Annotated in this window: 14 protein-coding genes; 6 read left to right on the forward strand and 8 right to left on the reverse strand. The window is 39.3% G+C overall.

The window, feature by feature from the left end:
- Positions 1–15: 15 nt before the first annotated feature.
- From B3297_RS05100 to B3297_RS05110, 3 genes are all read left to right on the forward strand, one after another.
- Positions 16–804 (forward strand): GLPGLI family protein, encoded by a 789-nt coding sequence (locus tag B3297_RS05100; RefSeq protein WP_070562299.1) that lies wholly within the window; start codon positions 16–18, stop codon positions 802–804.
- Between the two features lie 253 nt (positions 805–1,057).
- Positions 1,058–3,775 carry an outer membrane beta-barrel protein gene (locus tag B3297_RS05105; protein ID WP_286778533.1) on the forward strand — a complete coding sequence of 906 codons (2,718 nt, stop codon included), beginning with the start codon at positions 1,058–1,060 and terminating at the stop codon, positions 3,773–3,775.
- 1 nt (position 3,776) lies between these two features.
- Positions 3,777–4,568, forward strand: coding sequence for a GLPGLI family protein (locus B3297_RS05110; protein ID WP_070562305.1), 792 nt, complete (start codon positions 3,777–3,779; stop codon positions 4,566–4,568).
- A 61-nt stretch (positions 4,569–4,629) separates the two neighbouring features.
- Here B3297_RS05110 and B3297_RS05115 read toward each other — a convergent pair whose 3' ends face one another.
- Both B3297_RS05115 and B3297_RS05120 read right to left on the reverse strand, forming a co-directional pair.
- On the reverse strand, positions 4,630–4,809 hold the full coding sequence (locus B3297_RS05115; RefSeq protein ID WP_070562307.1) for a histone H1: 180 nt from the start codon (positions 4,807–4,809) through the stop codon (positions 4,630–4,632).
- Positions 4,810–4,927: 118 nt separating this feature from the next.
- Positions 4,928–7,066, reverse strand: coding sequence for a S46 family peptidase (locus tag B3297_RS05120; protein WP_046674056.1), 2,139 nt, complete (start codon positions 7,064–7,066; stop codon positions 4,928–4,930).
- 176 nt (positions 7,067–7,242) lie between these two features.
- Here B3297_RS05120 and B3297_RS05125 point away from each other — a divergent pair, with 176 nt between their 5' ends.
- From B3297_RS05125 to B3297_RS05135, 3 genes are all read left to right on the forward strand, one after another.
- Positions 7,243–8,613, forward strand: a complete 1,371-nt coding sequence (locus B3297_RS05125) for a DEAD/DEAH box helicase (protein WP_070562365.1) — start codon at positions 7,243–7,245, stop codon at positions 8,611–8,613.
- A gap of 357 nt (positions 8,614–8,970) precedes the next feature.
- Positions 8,971–9,321, forward strand: coding sequence for a gliding motility protein GldC (gene gldC, locus B3297_RS05130; RefSeq protein ID WP_046674054.1), 351 nt, complete (start codon positions 8,971–8,973; stop codon positions 9,319–9,321).
- A gap of 27 nt (positions 9,322–9,348) precedes the next feature.
- The gene (locus tag B3297_RS05135; protein WP_070562313.1) at positions 9,349–9,756 is read left to right on the forward strand and encodes an EVE domain-containing protein; all 408 of its coding nucleotides are present in this window, start codon (positions 9,349–9,351) and stop codon (positions 9,754–9,756) included.
- 110 nt (positions 9,757–9,866) lie between these two features.
- Here the strand turns inward: B3297_RS05135 and B3297_RS05140 are convergent, their stop codons facing one another.
- The 6 genes from B3297_RS05140 to ileS all read right to left on the reverse strand — a co-directional run bounded on the left by B3297_RS05140 (position 9,867) and on the right by ileS (position 17,048).
- Positions 9,867–10,394, reverse strand: a complete 528-nt coding sequence (locus B3297_RS05140) for an acyl-CoA thioesterase (RefSeq protein WP_046674180.1) — start codon at positions 10,392–10,394, stop codon at positions 9,867–9,869.
- Positions 10,395–10,408: 14 nt separating this feature from the next.
- Entirely contained in the window at positions 10,409–11,323 is a 915-nt protein-coding gene (locus B3297_RS05145; protein ID WP_070562316.1) for an SDR family oxidoreductase, read from the reverse strand.
- Positions 11,324–11,505: 182 nt separating this feature from the next.
- Positions 11,506–12,450, reverse strand: coding sequence for a M20/M25/M40 family metallo-hydrolase (locus tag B3297_RS05150; protein WP_286778534.1), 945 nt, complete (start codon positions 12,448–12,450; stop codon positions 11,506–11,508).
- 88 nt (positions 12,451–12,538) lie between these two features.
- The gene (locus B3297_RS05155; RefSeq protein WP_070562322.1) at positions 12,539–13,189 is read right to left on the reverse strand and encodes a lipoprotein signal peptidase; all 651 of its coding nucleotides are present in this window, start codon (positions 13,187–13,189) and stop codon (positions 12,539–12,541) included.
- A 55-nt stretch (positions 13,190–13,244) separates the two neighbouring features.
- On the reverse strand, positions 13,245–13,631 hold the full coding sequence (locus B3297_RS05160; RefSeq protein ID WP_046674049.1) for a TraR/DksA family transcriptional regulator: 387 nt from the start codon (positions 13,629–13,631) through the stop codon (positions 13,245–13,247).
- Between the two features lie 3 nt (positions 13,632–13,634).
- Positions 13,635–17,048 carry an isoleucine--tRNA ligase gene (gene ileS / locus B3297_RS05165; protein ID WP_286778535.1) on the reverse strand — a complete coding sequence of 1,138 codons (3,414 nt, stop codon included), beginning with the start codon at positions 17,046–17,048 and terminating at the stop codon, positions 13,635–13,637.
- Between the last annotated feature and the right edge of the window lie 161 nt (positions 17,049–17,209).

The following is a 17,209-nucleotide window of genomic DNA, read 5'->3' on the forward strand; positions in this document are numbered from 1 at the left end:
ATTAAGCGAAATACAATGTTAAAATATATCTTTTTTCTCTTCTTCTGTTGTTCAGCCTTTGGTCTTAAAGCACAGTATACGTTGTTTGGTCGATCGGGAACTATTTCCTACGATAAGACGATGTATATGAAGAATATCGTAAGTAAAAAATTCATCGCTAAAGCCGATGATAACTCAAAACAATTTTTTGAGCGTATAATACCGAGATTACCAGAAAGTGCCGTGTTAAAGAAGTCTATGAAATTTAATACCACGGAGACTTTGTTTGAGTCGGTAAAAGACGAGAGCCTGGATGCGGAGATTAAGCAGTATATTATGATGCTTGCGCTAGACTTTGATGCATCCACACTTTCAAATATGTCCAACCGATCTTTTTTGAGATACAATGATATTGTAGGTGAAAAAATTATTGTTCAGGATTCCATGAAGCGTATCAAATGGAAAATCACCGATGAATACCGTGAGATCGCTGGGTACAATTGCAGGAGAGCCAATGGTATTACACCGGATTCCATTTATGTCATTGGATATTACTGCAATGAAATTCCGATCAGTGGTGGCCCAGAGTCCATCAATGGTCTCCCCGGAATGATTTTAGGCTTGGTTGTACCTAGTCAGCACGTTTCCTATTTTGCAACAAAAGTTGAACTCAGCAACACCGTAGTGATGGACAAAAAGAAATTCGAGAATACCAAAGTCAAACGAATGACAAGAAAGGCCATGACAGATCAGATTACAAGTGTGCTGTCTCAACACATGAATAAAGAAACTGTTCAATTTATTATGGAACTCGGTAATTTATAACAATCACAGTATGCTATTCACATCATATGTTGTGTATTTCTAACTGTTTAGATAAAAAAGCTCTTCAAAAGAAGAGCTTTTTTTATGGCTTTTATTTTGTATTGCATTGTTAGTCAATTGTTTGTTTTATTTTTTAATACCTTTTTATTGCTTGTATTTTTTTTGAGATAAACTAAAATTAACTGAAACAAAATATTAGTTTTGTGCACGAATTTTATTATTTATATAATTATATACTATCCAAAACCATATTATGAAAAGAGTGGGGCAACTACTTTTACTTCTTTTATTCTGTTTCTGCGGAATAGTTCATGCTCAATCGCGAATTGAAGGAAAAATCAGTGATGTAAAGGATCAGCTTAAGCTGCATAATGCAACCATTATGTTGTTAACTGCCAAAGATTCTATTTTGACCAATTTTACCCGTTCAGATGAACAAGGTAAGTTCTCTCTTGAGCGACCAGATACGGGACAATATTTTATCATTGTCACCTATCCGAAGTATGGTGAATATTACGCGGAGATCTTGCCAGGGCAGCATTACAATAACCTATCTATTGGAATGACCAGCAGCGCAACCTTGCTGGAGGAAGTCATTGTAATGGGACGGGTGCCCATTAGTATCAAGGGGGACACAACGGAATATGATGCTGGAAGTTTTAAAGTGGAAAAGAACGCCAAAGTTGAAGATTTGTTGAAAGTCTTACCTGGGATTACCGTCGATGCCTCTGGAAAAATTACTGCCCAAGGAAAAACAGTGAAGAAAATGCTTGTTGACGGGGAAGAGTTCTTTGGTGACGATCCCATTTTAGTAAGCCGGAATATTCGTTCTGATATGGTTGATAAAATTCAGGTTTATGAAAAGAAGTCTGATAAGGCTGAGAAAACAGGAATTGATGACGGTGAACGTACACAGACAATCAACGTGAAACTAAAAGAGGAAGCTAGACGCGGAATATTCGGAAAAGTTGATGTCGGTGGAGGTAGCGATAAATTCTACGCTGGACAGGGCTTTTTGAACTATTTTAACCAATCGTTTAAAGCTTCGGCTTATTTGATTGCAAGTAATACAGGCAAGAGTGGGCTCAGTTATGAGGAAGTATCAAACATGGGGGGAGACTACGATAGAGGCGATAATTTTAATGGTGAAGGTATTCCTAAGTCCTTGAATACGGGATTTCTATATTCAGATAAAACCGCTAACAAAAAACATGCTTGGCGGATCGACTATAAGCATATCCGATCTGATGTTGATCTGGATCGCAGTGTGTTTACGCGCAATGCGGCACGCGACACGATATTGACTAGCAATAGCAGCACATTGGCGTCAAATGAGAACAGAAGGCATAATATTGGTTTGAAATATGAATTTAAGGTCGATTCCATGTCGGATTTAACGGTCTGGGCAGGTGCAAACAAAAGACATGATAATAGTTCTTCAGAGACACAATCAACTACTGTAAATCAATTTGATCAAAAGATCAACAATAACATGCGGAAGTTTACGAACGATTCTAAGTCAGAACAGTATAATGCCTCAGCACTCTATGTAAGACGTTTTAAAAAGAAAGGCCGTTCGTTATCATTCAACTATTTTACATCGGGTAATAAACAGGATGGTGAGCAAGATTTGTTTTCTAAACTCAAATTTTACAAAGAAGGGAATGCTGAAAGAGATTCGACTCTCGACCAGAAGAAATTTGTGAAAAACAGCTCTTTTTCCACGGGCGGTGAATTCGCTTATTCCGAACCGATTTCAAAAAAGATGATCCTTTCTTTTGAATATGGATTGAATCTCAACAGAAATAACAACGCAGTTAGATCTTTCGATAAAAATCAGCATACCGGTACTTTTGATAGGCTAGATAGTTTGTATAGCAATGATTTCTTATATAAAACGATAAAAAACACCTATAATTTCGCAATTAATTATAAACCCCTGGAAAAGCTAGTGATCAATGTCTCGAATAAGTTCGAAAACAGTAATCTGTCACAGTTAAACCGGATGGAAAATTCGAGACTCTCACGATCTTTTTTTGTCTATAATCCGGTGGCTAATGTTAATTATGAAATACAAAAAAATAAATCGATCAATCTGGAATATCAGGGTACCAATGGTTTGCCTTCTTTGAATCAGATCCAGCCACTCCGGTCGAATTTGGACCCTTTGAATGAATATCTAGGTAATGAAAATTTGAAACCCTCCTACACCAATAATTTGAATCTAAGCTTTAGAACGTATTCCGTGTTGGAAGATAAGTTTATAGGTATATTTTTGAGTGCATCACGTACCAACAATGCTTTGGTGCAAAATACAACGATTGATTCATTGGGCAAGACGACATTTGTCTGGGGAAATTTGAATCATAACAGCAATAATCAAATTAGCATCAGGCCAATGTATTACGGCAAATTATGGAAAAAAATTCAATTGAGACATGGTGGCGGTCCATCGGTATCTTTCAGCAACAATTATAACTATGTCAATACTGTTTTGGCGAATGCCAAAGTGCAGCGTTATGCGATCAATTATAGTCTACAGCGATCGACCACCAAAGGCTTGGACTTTGGTATTGAATTGTCTCCAGGATATCTTATACAAGACAATTCCATCGGTGCAATGGAAGATAGTAAGGGATTTACGTTTTCATCTGAAGGAAACCTAAAGTATTTTCTTCCGGCAAAATTTATTGTGCGGGCAGATTTTAGCTATACGTATCAGGCACCCACGGCGGTGTACAGTAAAAAATTTGAACGATTTGTGCTGAGCCCTGCATTGTCAAAAAAATTCCGAAAAGATGAAAAGCTCGAATTGACCTTTATGGTTAATGACCTCTTCAAACAGAATGTGGGTTTTGACAGAAGTCAAAATGGAACACTACTGACCGAACGCCGATACAATACAATCAGTAGATATTATATGGTTAAGCTCACTTGGGAAATAAATAAAATGCTCGTAAAATCGAAATAAAATGAAAGATATCAAAAATTTACTCGTCCTATTGCTGTTCTTTTTCTGGGGAGCTACAGCTGTTGGACAATATGCTTATTTTCCTACACAAGGAACAATTACGTATGACAAGACTGTGTTTCTTAAAAACCTCCTCAAACGCTATGCAACTTATGCAAAAGACGAGGATACACGAAACTCCATCAAAGAAATGATGGGGCAGATTCCCGAAAATCAGGTGTTGAAAAAGAAACTGACCTTCTCCAATGATGAGGTGCTCTATGAGCATATTGCTGAAGAGTATTCGGACGTTGTTAGTGGCTTGATGCGCTCTGGAATTTTTGAGTCGGGGATAAGTGGCTATCAGAATCTGAAAAGTAAAGCCTTTAATTCTGTCTTTGAGTTAGGTGGGGAAAGGGTTGTCGTGGCGGATTCGACATTGAAGATCAAGTGGAAAATTACGAATGAGTACCGTGAAATTGCAGGTTATCCCTGCCGCAGGGCCAATGGACTTGTATTGGATTCCATCTATGCCGTTGCTTTTTATACGGATCAAATCCCTGTTTCAGGAGGTCCTTCGGCCTTTAATGGATTACCGGGGATGATCCTTGGTTTGGCCGTTCCAGAACTACATTACAATATGTTTGCGACAAAGGTGGAATTGGGCGCTGTAAATCCTTCATCGGCAACATTGTTGAAAAAGAAAGATAAACCCTTGACCAGGCAGCAGGTTTATGATAAACTGAAGTCCTCTTTCGGTGATTACCTGGGTATTAAGATTTATAATTTGGTGATGGCCTGTACATTTCTGTAAAAGCCAACAAAAAAGGCCTTTCATTTGAAAGGCCCTTTTTATGTCTAACTTCGAAAAAAAACTATTTTCCGTCGTTTTTCTTAGCAGTAACTTCGTTACGAAGTTCTTGTGCTAAGGTTTTGATTTCTTGTAATCCTTTACGTACACGTGTACCAGCTGCAGAATTACCATTGTTGAAGAACTTGTCTGCATCAGCTTCGATAGAAGCTACTAACTCTTTTAATTTTACGTAGTTTTCCATTTTTTTATAATTATAATTTTAGTTTTTATGGTTTTTCCTAAACACTCCTTAAATATACAAAAACGAATCAAATAGAAAATAAATTTCGTTTTTTTTTATCGAAAAAGCTTAAAAAAAACTATTCAACAATCTTAAGTTCGTCAATAATGTTAGTTGCACCGGCAAATTTATCGATGATAAATAATACATAACGGATATCAACTGAAATTGTACGTTGTAGCTTATGGTCGAAGATCACATCGCCAGCCATTGCTTCAATGTTACCATCAAAAGCTAGGCCAATTAATTCACCGTTGCCATTTATCACTGGTGAACCTGAGTTTCCGCCTGTTATGTCATTGTCACTTAGGAAGTTTACTGGTAAATGTCCTTTTTTGTCCGCATAGCGGCCATAGTCCTTATTATTGTACAGATCCATCAAACGCTGTGGCAAATCAAACTCCTCGTCGCCCTTTTTGTATTTTGCAATAGTACCTTTTAACGTCGTGTAAAAGTTCTTGTCAGCATCGTTACGCGGGTCTTGTGGTAAGCCTTTGATCGAGCCGTAAGTTAAACGTAAAGTACTGTTCGCATCCGGATAGAATTTACCTTTTGGATTAGAAGCCAATACACCAGCAACATATTTGCGATAAGCACCTTCAAATTTGTCGTCTTGTGCTTTCCAGCTAGGATCTACTTGACGATATCTGTTAAGTAGGGCCGAAGAAAGTTTATACAATGGATCATTGGCTAAGATTTCAGCGTTAGGGGTAGCCAGATAATTGTTCAAACGTTCCGCTGAAGCGAAGATGCTGTTCTTCACAGATTCTTTGACATACGCCGTAAAATCGCCATTGTTTTTAGCCGCCAATTCTGCAATATATGGTGCAATATTTCCTGCTTTTTTAGCGTAAAGATTCAATTCGTCAATCAATACCTGCTCTTCAAGCGGCATATACATTTTTTCATAACCTGCATCGATGGCCGACTTTAAACGAGGAAGAATAGCATTTCTTCTTGCTTCATCTCCAGCAGCATAAACTTCTAAACCGGATCCGATTGTATACGGTAACGCTGCCATTGCGCTAGAACGCAGCATGCCCATTAAATAATTGTCATGTCTAGCTTTCTCGTTTGTCGAAGCATAAAATTCGTTGATTGTTTTGATGACATCACCGTACTCTGCTTTGTTAGCAGCTTTATTTGCCCATTTGTCAAATTTAGCTTCGTCTTTTGCTTTCGCTTCCGCCGTTTTATGTAATGTCAAAGCGTCAATCATTCCTTGACGGTTTTTCCAGTAATTCGCTACTTGAGAGTATTTCGAAGCGTAGTTCAATTTGACTGCCTGGTCTTGGTCCATGAATTTTTTCATGGCATCCATACCTGTTTTAGAAGCTTCTACCCAAGCTGGATAAGCGAATTTAACATTTTGGTTGATGCCACCAGAAGGCATCCAACGATTGGTGCGACCTGGATATCCTAAGATCATTGCAAAATCTCCTTCTTGAACACCTTTTAAGCTGACAGGTAGGAAATGTTTCGGTTTCAAAGGAACATTATCTTGTGCATACTCTGCGGGATTACCATTTTTATCAGCATATACGCGGAAAATCGAGAAATCTCCGGTATGACGGGGCCATTCCCAGTTATCGGTATCACCACCAAATTTACCGATGCTATTTGGAGGCGTGCCCACCAACCGAACGTCATTGTAATCTTGGTATACAAAGTAATAATACTCATTGCCTTGATAGAACGATTTTACTTCAACCACATACTTGCCATTTTCGCTATTTTCCTTTTGGATTTTAGCAGTCTCAGCAGCAATGATCTTTTTACGTTCATCTTCAGACATTTTGTTGTTGACCAAACCTAAGATTCGTTTTGAAACATCATCCATACGCACAAAAAAGCGAACCGATAGAGACTTAGGTTTTAACTCTTCATTTTTGGATTTGGCCCAAAAACCATTTGTTAAATGATCATTTTCTGGTGTAGAAAGTTCTGCAATAGCACCATATCCACAGTGATGGTTGGTGAATACCAATCCTTGATCAGAAACGATCTCAGCGGTACAGCCACCATTGAATTGTACGATTGCATCCTTTAAGCTCGAGTGGTTAATGCTGTAGATTTCTTCGGCACTTAAGCGAAGTCCTTTTTTCTGCATATCTGACTCATTCAGACGCTTTAGATACATTAAAAACCACATTCCCTCATCGGCAAATGCAGCAAAGCTTGTTGTGATGAACAACAAACACATCCATAATTTTTTCATATCAACCTGATAAAAAGTTTGTTTATACAGTACAAAAATGCTTTAATTCTCTTAAAAACCAAAATATTAGACTTTATAATATGCTTTTTGCCAATTTTTATGTCAATTGAAAGTAAATGTGTACCGTATTGGTTGTCAAGGAAAGTCAAATGGACTCTTTTCCTTATCTTTGCAAGATGCAGCAATCATTTGAAAATTTTAAATTCAATAAACAGATCTTAAATGCGATAGCGGAGGCGGGGTATCAACAACCGACAGAGATCCAGGAAAAGGCAATTACGCCAATATTGGCCGGGCAGGATGTGATGGGTATCGCTCAGACTGGAACTGGAAAAACGGCGGCGTTCGTTTTGCCCATGCTGATGAAGCTAAAGTATGCTCAGGGAAATGATGCGCGTGCGTTGATTTTGACACCAACGAGGGAATTGGCCATGCAAATCGAAGAAAATATTAAACTGTTTTCTACTTATCTTGATTTGCGTTCAGTGGTACTTTATGGTGGATTAGGGCCAAAAACTCAAATAGAAGCACTCGAAAAAGGAGTGGATATTATTGTTGCAACTCCGGGTCGATTTTTGGACCTGTACCTGGAAGGACATATTGGCGTTAAGTCACTTAAATTTTTGGTCTTAGATGAGGCCGATAAGATGATGGATATGGGCTTTATCAGTAAGATCCATCGCGTGCTTGAAATTGTACCACGCAAACGGCAGAACTTACTGTTCTCAGCAACAATGAGTGAGCTTGTCCGCAAAATTGCAGGCGATTTCTTAGCATTTCCGACGGTTATTGAAGTGTCCGAACAAGCTACACCAGCGAAGACGGTAAGCCAGGCGCTCTATATCGTTCCCAACCAAAAGACAAAATTGAATTTACTTCAACATCTCCTAAAAGATGATGAAGCGTTTAGCCGATTGATTGTTTTCTGTAAAACAAAGCAGGTAGCAGATAATGTTTTCCACTTTTTGGAACGCAAATATGGTAAAGATGAGGTTCGTGTTATTCATGCCAATAAAGGCCAGAACACACGCATCAACTCTATTAATGCATTTAAGGAAGGAAATATCCGGATTTTGGTCGCAACGGATGTGGCGGCGCGAGGACTTGATGTTTCTAATGTAAGCCATGTGATCAACTTTGAAGTACCTATTGTTATTGAAGATTACGTACATCGTATTGGACGTACCGGGCGAGCGTTCAATGAGGGGGACGCCATCACGTTCTGTAATGAGGCCGAGAAATATTATGTTCGCAAAATCGAAAAATTGATCAAGCAAAGTATCCCTGTGCACGCACTCCCAGAGGATGTCTTTATCGAGAAAACACCTTTTCATGAAAAACAGGATATTGCGCGCGAGATTGATAATCAAAAGCGAAAAGATGATCCTGATTTCCAAGGTGCTTTTCACGAGAAAAAATACGTTATCAAACAGAAAGAAGTGCGCGAGGCACAACGAGCTTCGGGATTTAAACCAAGAGCAAAAAGTAAAAGTAAATCTGCAGGTGGAAAATCGGGGGGAGCAAATCGTAATTTTAAAAAACGTTAATTTATTGTGCGCTTTACACCACTAAATATCGCTAGTGCATGCCTTGTTGCCTGGTTTGTTATGGAAAACCCCAATGATGAAAAGGCCTTATTTACATGGGGTGCATTTATCCTATTGTTGTTGATATTGACAGTCATTGATATTGTATTTAGGGTCTTTGTAAAGCCAAATAAAAAAATGTGGTTATTACAATTGGCATTTTTGATAGTCGTTTGTGTCACCAGTTTAATTGTTAAAGTTACCTTTGGGTAAAAGGTAAAATTTAAAAATAAAGACGAGTTAGGTTGTAAATCGATGACAAATATAGTCTCTGTTTCAAAAAACATAGCTCAATAAAAATAGCTCAATAATATTAAAATGAAAAAAGCTGAAATAAAATTACAGGTAGCGTTAGATGAAAACAACGTGCCTGAAAATATCATGTGGTCGTCTACAGATGGAAATAATGCAGAGGAATTACCTGCAAAAGCCATGTTTTTAGCCCTATGGGATTCACATTATAAAAATTCAATGCGTATCGATCTTTGGACTAAAGATATGCCTTACGATGAGATGAAACGTTTTTTCTATGAAACACTTCAAACATTGGGCGACTCCTTTATCCGTTCTTCAGGCGGTGATCCAATGGCAGAAAAGGTTATTGGCGACTTGCGTGATTACTGTGCGCATTTTGCAGATAAAATGGAAGTTTTAATGCCACAACAATAGTTTTAAACGCTTAACAGAAATTTGACCATGCAATACTTCTTAGTAAAATCTGAACCATTTAAATATAGCTGGGAACAATTTAATAAAGATGGCCGTACATTTTGGGATGGTGTTCGTAATTACCAAGCTAGGAATAATATCAAAGCTATGAAAGAAGGTGATTTGGTCCTGTTCTACCATAGCAATGAAGGAAAAGAAGTTGTCGGCGTGGCCAAAGTCGTCAAGGAATTTTATCAGGATCCGACAACAGATGACGAGCGTTGGGTCGTTGTGGATCTGGCACCTGTAGAGACGCTGAAGAAATCCGTTACGTTGGAAACCATTAAGGCTGATGCGCAGTTGCAGGATATCGCTTTGGTCAGACAGGGGCGTCTGTCTGTGATGCCGTTGAAGCCGGAGGAGTTTGATCGGATTTTAGCGCTCGGTAACGGGTAAACTACCGCAAATAAATAAACCCAGTGTATGGGGATATAACAAAAAAGGGAAAACAAGCTGTTTTCCCTTTTTTATTATTTGCACGGTATGTAAGCCATAAAAATTAGGTATTAATTCTTTTGGCTAAAAAGACTAACCAGCGCTTTTAATTTTTTTGCATTCTCAGGCTTTAATTTCCCCGCGAGAATAAGGCGCAGCTCTCTTCGTTGTAATGCATCTTCGTAAGCTTTGTGTTCTATGTCTGTTTCAGGAATTAGTACCGGCACAGCTTTGGGGTTGTTATCCGCATCAACAGCAACAAAGGTATAATAAGCTTCGTTAGTTTTTACACGGGTGCCTTCCGGTAAATTAGATGCGAAAATTTCCATGCGTACTTCCAAAGAACTATTAAACGCACGTGTTACTTGAGCTTGTATCGTGACGACCTCACCCAGTTTAATGGAGCGCTTAAAAGATACGTTGTCAACAGATACTGTGACGACGACATTGCTACAGTGTTTTTGAGCAGCAATAGCCGAACAGATATCCATCCAATACAATAAACGGCCACCCATCAAATTTCCAAATGTATTGGTATCGTTGGGTAATACCAATTCGTTCATCTCTGTGTATGACTCTCGCGCAAATTTCTCTATCATATCATTTTTTGTCATTATCGTCCAAACGTTTTGAATTGATGATCTATGATTGCCAAAGCATCCGTAAATGACGTCGGCACATAACCCAATTCAGCGTTAGATCTAGTCAGATCAAAGCCTGTCTGCCGTGGCCTGTTTTCTGCCTGTCCAATGCTGGCAGCGCTGATCTCCGAAATCAATCCTTTGTCTAGTTGCCAGAAGTCTGCAATTTTGTAGACAGCCTCATTGATTGACATAAGCTCTGCTCCTGAAATATGAAATATTCCCTGTGCTTCTCGGTCAATAGCGAGTTGGCAAGCATAAGCTAAATCATCCACAAAGGTAGGCATTCTCCATTGGTCATTGACTACTTTTATAGGTTCATTTTGTGACAACTTACTTTTGGCCCATAATACGAGATTCGAACGATTGGGGTCAGCATTGATTCCATAGACTAATATTGTGCGAAGGATAGCATAATGACAGCCCGATTGTGCAAGCACTTGTTCGGAAGCATATTTACTTTTCCCATATTCACTTTGTGGATTGGGAAGATCTGTTTCATTATAAGGGGCATTTTTTTTGCCATCAAATACAAAGTCCGTAGATAAGTGGACCAATTGGGTCTGATGTGTAGTACAATAGGAGGCAAGATAGGCCACAAGATCGACGTTAAGCGATTGACATGCGGCTTGATCTGCTTCACAAGCTTCCACACTTGTCATGGCTGCTGTATGTACAATTGCATCAAAAGTTTGTGCAGCTAAAAAATCTGTCAGTTTTTCCCGATCCGATAGGTCTACTTGATAGAAAGTATAATTCACTTGATTCGGGTTGCGATTTGGACCCTTCGAAATGGCAACAACATCATATTGGTCATTTTTTGCAAGTAAATCAACGACTTTTTGGCCGAGGAATCCATTGGATCCTGTCACTAGTATTTTTTTCATCAACAATAATTAAATGATATCCAAGCACCCGTTTATAAAGACTCGTTTGCAGGGACTTAAGTGCGCTGTTTAGTTTATTCGTGTATGTCTACAAACTCGTGGACTAATCTCTGTTATAGCATTTGAGCATATAAAAAGCTAGATTATCACTTGCTGTTAAAGACAAATCCGCTTTTTTTGTTTTAGTTGGTCCATATAAAGTCCATTTTACTGGATTGTTTCATGATATTTTCAACCACTGTTTTTTCTAGATCTAAAATGGATTTTAAAGCATTGTAATCAATTTTATCGGCATCATCGGTCGGCATATGGTAGTCTGGGTGTCCACCAGTATGGAAAAACAACACCGGTATATTCTTTTTGTAGAATGAAGTTTGGTCAGATCCGCCATTACCATCCTTACTAAGATTAAATTTTATAGGGGCCTGAACATCTTTGAATATAGCCGGCCATTCACTGCTTGTTCCATAGCCGATTACAGCAAGGCCATTGCTGGGATTATAACGGCCAATCATATCCATATTCAGCATGGCTGTGATTTTCTCCAATGGGAGCGTAGGGTGTTCCGTAAAATATTTTGAACCTACTAATCCCAATTCTTCTGCCCCGAAAGCGATAAATAATAGGTTGTAAGGTTTTTTTTCCTTGTTGCTGCTAAAGTAACGTGCGAGCTCCAATAAACCAGCGGTACCAGAGGCATTATCGTCGGCTCCGTTATGGATTTTGCCTACTCCTAGGGAATCCTTTGAGCTTCCTTGACGACCTGTTCCCAGGTGATCGTAATGTGCGCCTATAACAACTGTTAAGTCGGCACCATTGTCAAGAAATCCAATGATATTATCTGCATTGCGAATGCTGTCTGCAACTTTTACTTTCCAGACTTTGGCTTTGAAGGATTGGCGGTAGCCTTTTTCACCTTTAGGCTCAAGTTTGTATTTTTTGAATTCCTTTTCAATATAATCTGCAGCTTTAAAGACTTCCTTACTGCCCGTTCCTCGTCCTTGCATTTTGTCGTCAGCGAGGTAATAAATATGTTTCTTTAAGTTGGAAACTTCGATCTGCTGCGCCTGTGCTATTTGGATTCCTAGTTGGCAGCAAAGTGTCAGAAGTAGACTAATGTTTTTCATGCGAATAGTAGAGTTTAGAAGTTGTATTGGGTTATATGTAAAAAAAATAAAAGCCTTGCGATTAACAAGGCTTTTAAGGAATATTTCGTTAATCTTCAACGATTTCGCTGTGTATGCTGGATTTTTCTTCTTTTTCGGTTTTAAAATACCGTTTTTGAAATAACAGGATTAAAACCACCCCAACAGAAATCGCCGAGTCTGCAATGTTGAATACAGGTCGGAAAAAGAGAAACTCTTCACCGCCCCAAAAGGGCACCCAAGAAGGGAAGTTACCTTGAATCAATGGGAAATAAAGCATATCGACTACTTTCCCGTGTAGGAAGGAAGAATAACCACCACCTGCTGGAAACAAACTCGCTTTATCATACCAGGTGCTTTCACTAAAGATGACACCGTAAAAAGCAGAATCGATGATATTTCCAAGTGCACCGGCAAGAATTAAGGCAACATTTAAGATGAAACCCCGGTTGTACTTATTTTTGATCATGTAATGCAGGCCGTATCCAATACCCGCTACGGCTAAAATACGAAATACCGTCAAAAATAATTTTCCATAATCACCGCCAAATTCCATCCCATAGGCCATTCCATTGTTTTCAATAAAATGAATCTGGAAAAATTTGCCCAATACATGGTGGCTTTGTCCGATTGTCATGGATAACTTAACCCAGATCTTCGACAATTGGTCTATTAAAAGTATCGCGACAATAAGCGCGATCGGTTTCGTATAACCCTTCATTGTGTTATAAAAATGGTCTTTGCCTAAACAAAGACCATATATTTAATGCCTAAAATTAATATTGTTTGTTTTTCGCTTCGATGCTCAACGTTGTATGTGGAACAGCTTTCAAACGTTCTTTTTGAATCAGTTTCCCTGTTTCTCTACAGATACCATACGTTTTGTTCTCGATGCGCACCAACGCTGCTTCTAGGTTGTCGATAAATTTCTTTTGACGAGCAGCCAATTGGTTTGTTTGCTCTTTTTCCAAAGTAGCTGAACCGTCTTCCAATGTCTTGTACGTTCCAGCAGTATCGTCGGTACCATTAGCATTACTGTTATTTAGCGTTGCGGTCAACGAGGAAAGCTCTTCTTTTGCTATTCTAAGCTTGTCCAAGATAATATCTTTGAATTCTTGTAATTCTGAATCGCTATAGCGTGTTTTCTCGTTGTTGTTTGCCATAATTTAATTTTTTTGGATTAATGCCTTAAGTTCTTTGCCATCGATCTCGATGGTCTCTCCTTCAGTTAGTGAATCTTCAAATACCAATGAATCGGCCAGAATTTCGGTGCAAATATACGATAAATTTTCGTTGGCAGCATTAACCACTTCTGAAGCAGCTGTTAACTTTACGTTAATTCTATCAGTTACTTCTAATCCTTTATCCTTCCTTAGATTTTGTAGGCGGTTGATCAATTCTCTTGACAAACCTTCTTTTTTCAATTCTTCGGTGATATGTACATCTAATGCTACGGTCAATTTACCTAGGTTCGCTACCTGCCATCCCTCGACGTCTTCTGCTATAATTTCTACATCGCTCAATAGAATCGTATATGGCGTGCCTGCTAGGGCCAATTCGCCTGTTGATTCCAATGAACTTATTTGATCTATAGTCAACGATTGGATAGACGAAGAAACTAACTTCATATCCTTACCAACTTTCGCGCCAAGAGCTTTAAAATTTGGTTTTATTTTTTTCTTAATGATACCGGTGGTGTCCGTAATAAACTCGATATCTTTGATATTCGTCTCCGAAAGTATCAGATCTTTTACTTTTTCTACCTTTTCCTGGAAGGCACTATCAAGTACCGGAACCAAAATTTTGTTTAATGGTTGACGTACGTTGATGGAGGTTTTCTTACGCAAGGAAAGTGTCAAAGACGAGATGTCCTGCGCTAACGCCATACGTTCTTCCAGATCTTTGTCGACTAGACTATCATTGTAAACCGGGAAATTCGCTAAGTGAACGGATTCAACTTGTTCCTTATTCGTTGCTGCATTCAAATCCAGGAATAACCTGTCCGAGAAGAAAGGTGATATTGGCGACATCAATTTCGCAATCGTATCAAGACATGTATAAAGTGTCTGATAGGCCGAAATTTTGTCTTCTGTATAATCTCCTTTCCAGAAGCGACGACGGCAAAGACGGACATACCAGTTGCTGAGATGTTCATCAACAAAGTTTTGAATAGCACGCGCTGCTTTTGTAGGCTCGTAATCCGCCAAGTATTCGTCTACTTCCTTGGTCAACGAATTTAACAAGGAGATAATCCAACGATCAATTTCAGGACGTTTCTCCAACGCAATATCGGATTCTGCATAGGAGAACTTATCGATATTGGCATACAATGCAAAAAAAGCGTAGGTATTATATAAAGTACCAAAGAATTTACGACGGACTTCATCCAACCCTTCCATATTGAATTTAAGGTTGTCCCATGGAGCGGCATTGCTGATCATGTACCAGCGTGTTGCATCGGCACTGTATTGATCGATCGTCGAGAATGGATCCACACCGTTGCCCAGGCGTTTGGACATCTTATTTCCATTTTTATCCAATACCAGGCCATTGGAAACGACGTTTTTGAAGGAAACCGATTTGTACATCATCGTAGAAATCGCATGTAAGGTGAAAAACCAGCCCCGTGTTTGATCAACCCCTTCAGCAATAAAGTCTGCCGGGTATGCATGATCGAATCCAGCTTTAAAAGGAAATTGTTCCCCTTTGGCTAATTTTTCGTGATCCAGTCCCCATTGCGCATAAGGCATTGCCCCCGAATCAAACCAGACGTCGATCAGATCAGGTTCGCGGAATAACTTTTGTCCGGCATCAGAAACCAAGACGATATCGTCCACATATGGACGGTGAAGATCCAGTTGCTCGGTGTCGAATTTATCCAAATAAGCTTTATTCTTCGCTTTTTCATCGTTAGACAAAACATCAGAGGTCAAAGAAGCTTCCAATAAAGACTTTAATTCAGGTAAGGAACCGATACAAACCTCTTCATTTTCGTCTTCTGAACGCCAGATAGGAAGTGGAGTTCCCCAGTAACGCGAACGCGAAAGGTTCCAGTCTACCAAGTTTTCTAACCAGTTTCCAAAGCGGCCGGTACCGGTTGCTTCAGGTTTCCAGTTGATGGTTTTATTTAAGGCAACCAAATCTTCTTTCACTGCTGTGGTGCGGATAAACCAGCTGTCTAGCGGATAGTAAAGAACAGGTTTGTCTGTACGCCAACAATGCGGATAGGTGTGCTCATATTTTTTGACATCAAAAGCTTTGTTGTCCTCTTTTAGTTTGATAGAGATCAACACGTCTGTGGGTTTGAAATCTTCTTTTGAACGTTCCTCTGCACTGTAATATTCCTCTTTGACAAATCTTCCGGCAAAATCGGTGATTTCACTTACAAAACGTCCCGTACGGTCCACAGTAGGAACCTCTTTTCCGTTTTCATCTTTTACCAAGATGCCCGGTACACCATGTTCTTTTGCGACACGAAAGTCATCCGCACCATACGTAGGGGCTGCATGGACGATACCCGTACCATCCTCGGTCGTAACAAAGTCGCCTGGAATAACGCGGAAAGCATTTTCTTGTAAATCCTCGCTGGTGATATAAGGCAACAATTGCTCATAACGCAAGCCAACAAGCTCTTCGCCCACAAATTCTGCTGCAAGCTCCCAAGGAATTACTTTGTCGCCCAATTTATAGTCTTGGAAGGATGCATTTTCGCCTTCTGCTTTAAAATGTTTGCTGATCAGATCTTTCGCTAATACGACGGATACAGGCGCACCGGTATATTTATTGAACGTTCGGATCTTCACATAATTTATTTTCTTGCCTACAACCAGAGCTGTGTTGGATGGTAAAGTCCATGGTGTGGTGGTCCAGGCAATGAATGCAACATCCTCCGCATCGTCGTCAACTAATTTTTCTATAGCTGGATGAAGCTGACTTTTGATCAGTCTAAATTCTGCAACGATGGTGGTATCTTTCACATCTTTATAGGTGCCGGGCTGGTTAAGTTCATGTGAACTCAATCCCGTACCTGCTGCCGGAGAGTAAGGCTGTATCGTATAACCCTTGTACAAAAGACCTTTTTTGTAAAGTTCTTTCAATAAATACCATAAGGTTTCGATGTATTCATTCTTGTAAGTAATATAAGGATGTTCAAGGTCAACCCAATACCCCATTTTGGTGGTTAGGTCATTCCATACATCGGTATATTTCATTACCTCCTTGCGACAAGCGTCATTATATTGTTCTACGGTAATCTTTTTGCCGATATCCTCTTTTGTGATTCCAAGAGCTTTTTCGACAGCAAGTTCAATGGGCAGGCCATGGGTATCCCAGCCGCCTTTTCTTTTCACTTGGTAACCTTTCAAAGTCTTGTAACGACAGAAAATATCCTTAATCGTACGTGCCATCACGTGGTGAATCCCGGGCATGCCATTTGCAGAAGGCGGACCTTCAAAAAATGTATAGGTCTTGCTTTCAGGACGATTATTGATACTTTTTTCGAATATTTTTTCCTGTTCCCAACGGGTCAAAATCTCTTTACCTATCTCGGGTAAATTTAACTGCTTATATTCTTTGTACATCAGACTGTTGTATGCTTCTTTTATAAAGGTCGCTAATTTAGTGATTTATGATGGAAAATGAAAGAGGGCTTTGTTGTACTAATCTCATTAAATCGAGGTCGAACTTTTTGAAATCTCTCCTCGATCAACCGACAAAAAATGAGTGTGGTGTCTACTACGAC

The organism is Sphingobacterium sp. UBA3519 (assembly GCF_002377215.1).
In the GTDB taxonomy this organism is placed as follows: domain Bacteria; phylum Bacteroidota; class Bacteroidia; order Sphingobacteriales; family Sphingobacteriaceae; genus Sphingobacterium; species Sphingobacterium multivorum.

Bases quoted from the DNA above. Each gene is read 5' to 3' on its own strand.
- ileS (WP_286778535.1), bottom strand. From the start codon at position 17,048: ATGTACAAAGAATATAAGCAGTTAAATTTACCCGAGATAGGTAAAGAG.
- B3297_RS05145 (WP_070562316.1), bottom strand. From the start codon at position 11,323: ATGAAAAAAATACTAGTGACAGGATCCAATGGATTCCTCGGCCAAAAA.
- B3297_RS05150 (WP_286778534.1), bottom strand. From the start codon at position 12,450: ATGAAAAACATTAGTCTACTTCTGACACTTTGCTGCCAACTAGGAATC.
- B3297_RS05110 (WP_070562305.1), top strand. From the start codon at position 3,777: ATGAAAGATATCAAAAATTTACTCGTCCTATTGCTGTTCTTTTTCTGG.
- B3297_RS05160 (WP_046674049.1), bottom strand. From the start codon at position 13,631: ATGGCAAACAACAACGAGAAAACACGCTATAGCGATTCAGAATTACAA.
- gldC (WP_046674054.1), top strand. From the start codon at position 8,971: ATGAAAAAAGCTGAAATAAAATTACAGGTAGCGTTAGATGAAAACAAC.
- B3297_RS05135 (WP_070562313.1), top strand. From the start codon at position 9,349: ATGCAATACTTCTTAGTAAAATCTGAACCATTTAAATATAGCTGGGAA.
- B3297_RS05120 (WP_046674056.1), bottom strand. From the start codon at position 7,066: ATGAAAAAATTATGGATGTGTTTGTTGTTCATCACAACAAGCTTTGCT.
- B3297_RS05100 (WP_070562299.1), top strand. From the start codon at position 16: ATGTTAAAATATATCTTTTTTCTCTTCTTCTGTTGTTCAGCCTTTGGT.
- B3297_RS05105 (WP_286778533.1), top strand. From the start codon at position 1,058: ATGAAAAGAGTGGGGCAACTACTTTTACTTCTTTTATTCTGTTTCTGC.
- B3297_RS05140 (WP_046674180.1), bottom strand. From the start codon at position 10,394: ATGATAGAGAAATTTGCGCGAGAGTCATACACAGAGATGAACGAATTG.
- B3297_RS05125 (WP_070562365.1), top strand. From the start codon at position 7,243: ATGCAGCAATCATTTGAAAATTTTAAATTCAATAAACAGATCTTAAAT.
- B3297_RS05115 (WP_070562307.1), bottom strand. From the start codon at position 4,809: ATGGAAAACTACGTAAAATTAAAAGAGTTAGTAGCTTCTATCGAAGCT.
- B3297_RS05155 (WP_070562322.1), bottom strand. From the start codon at position 13,189: ATGAAGGGTTATACGAAACCGATCGCGCTTATTGTCGCGATACTTTTA.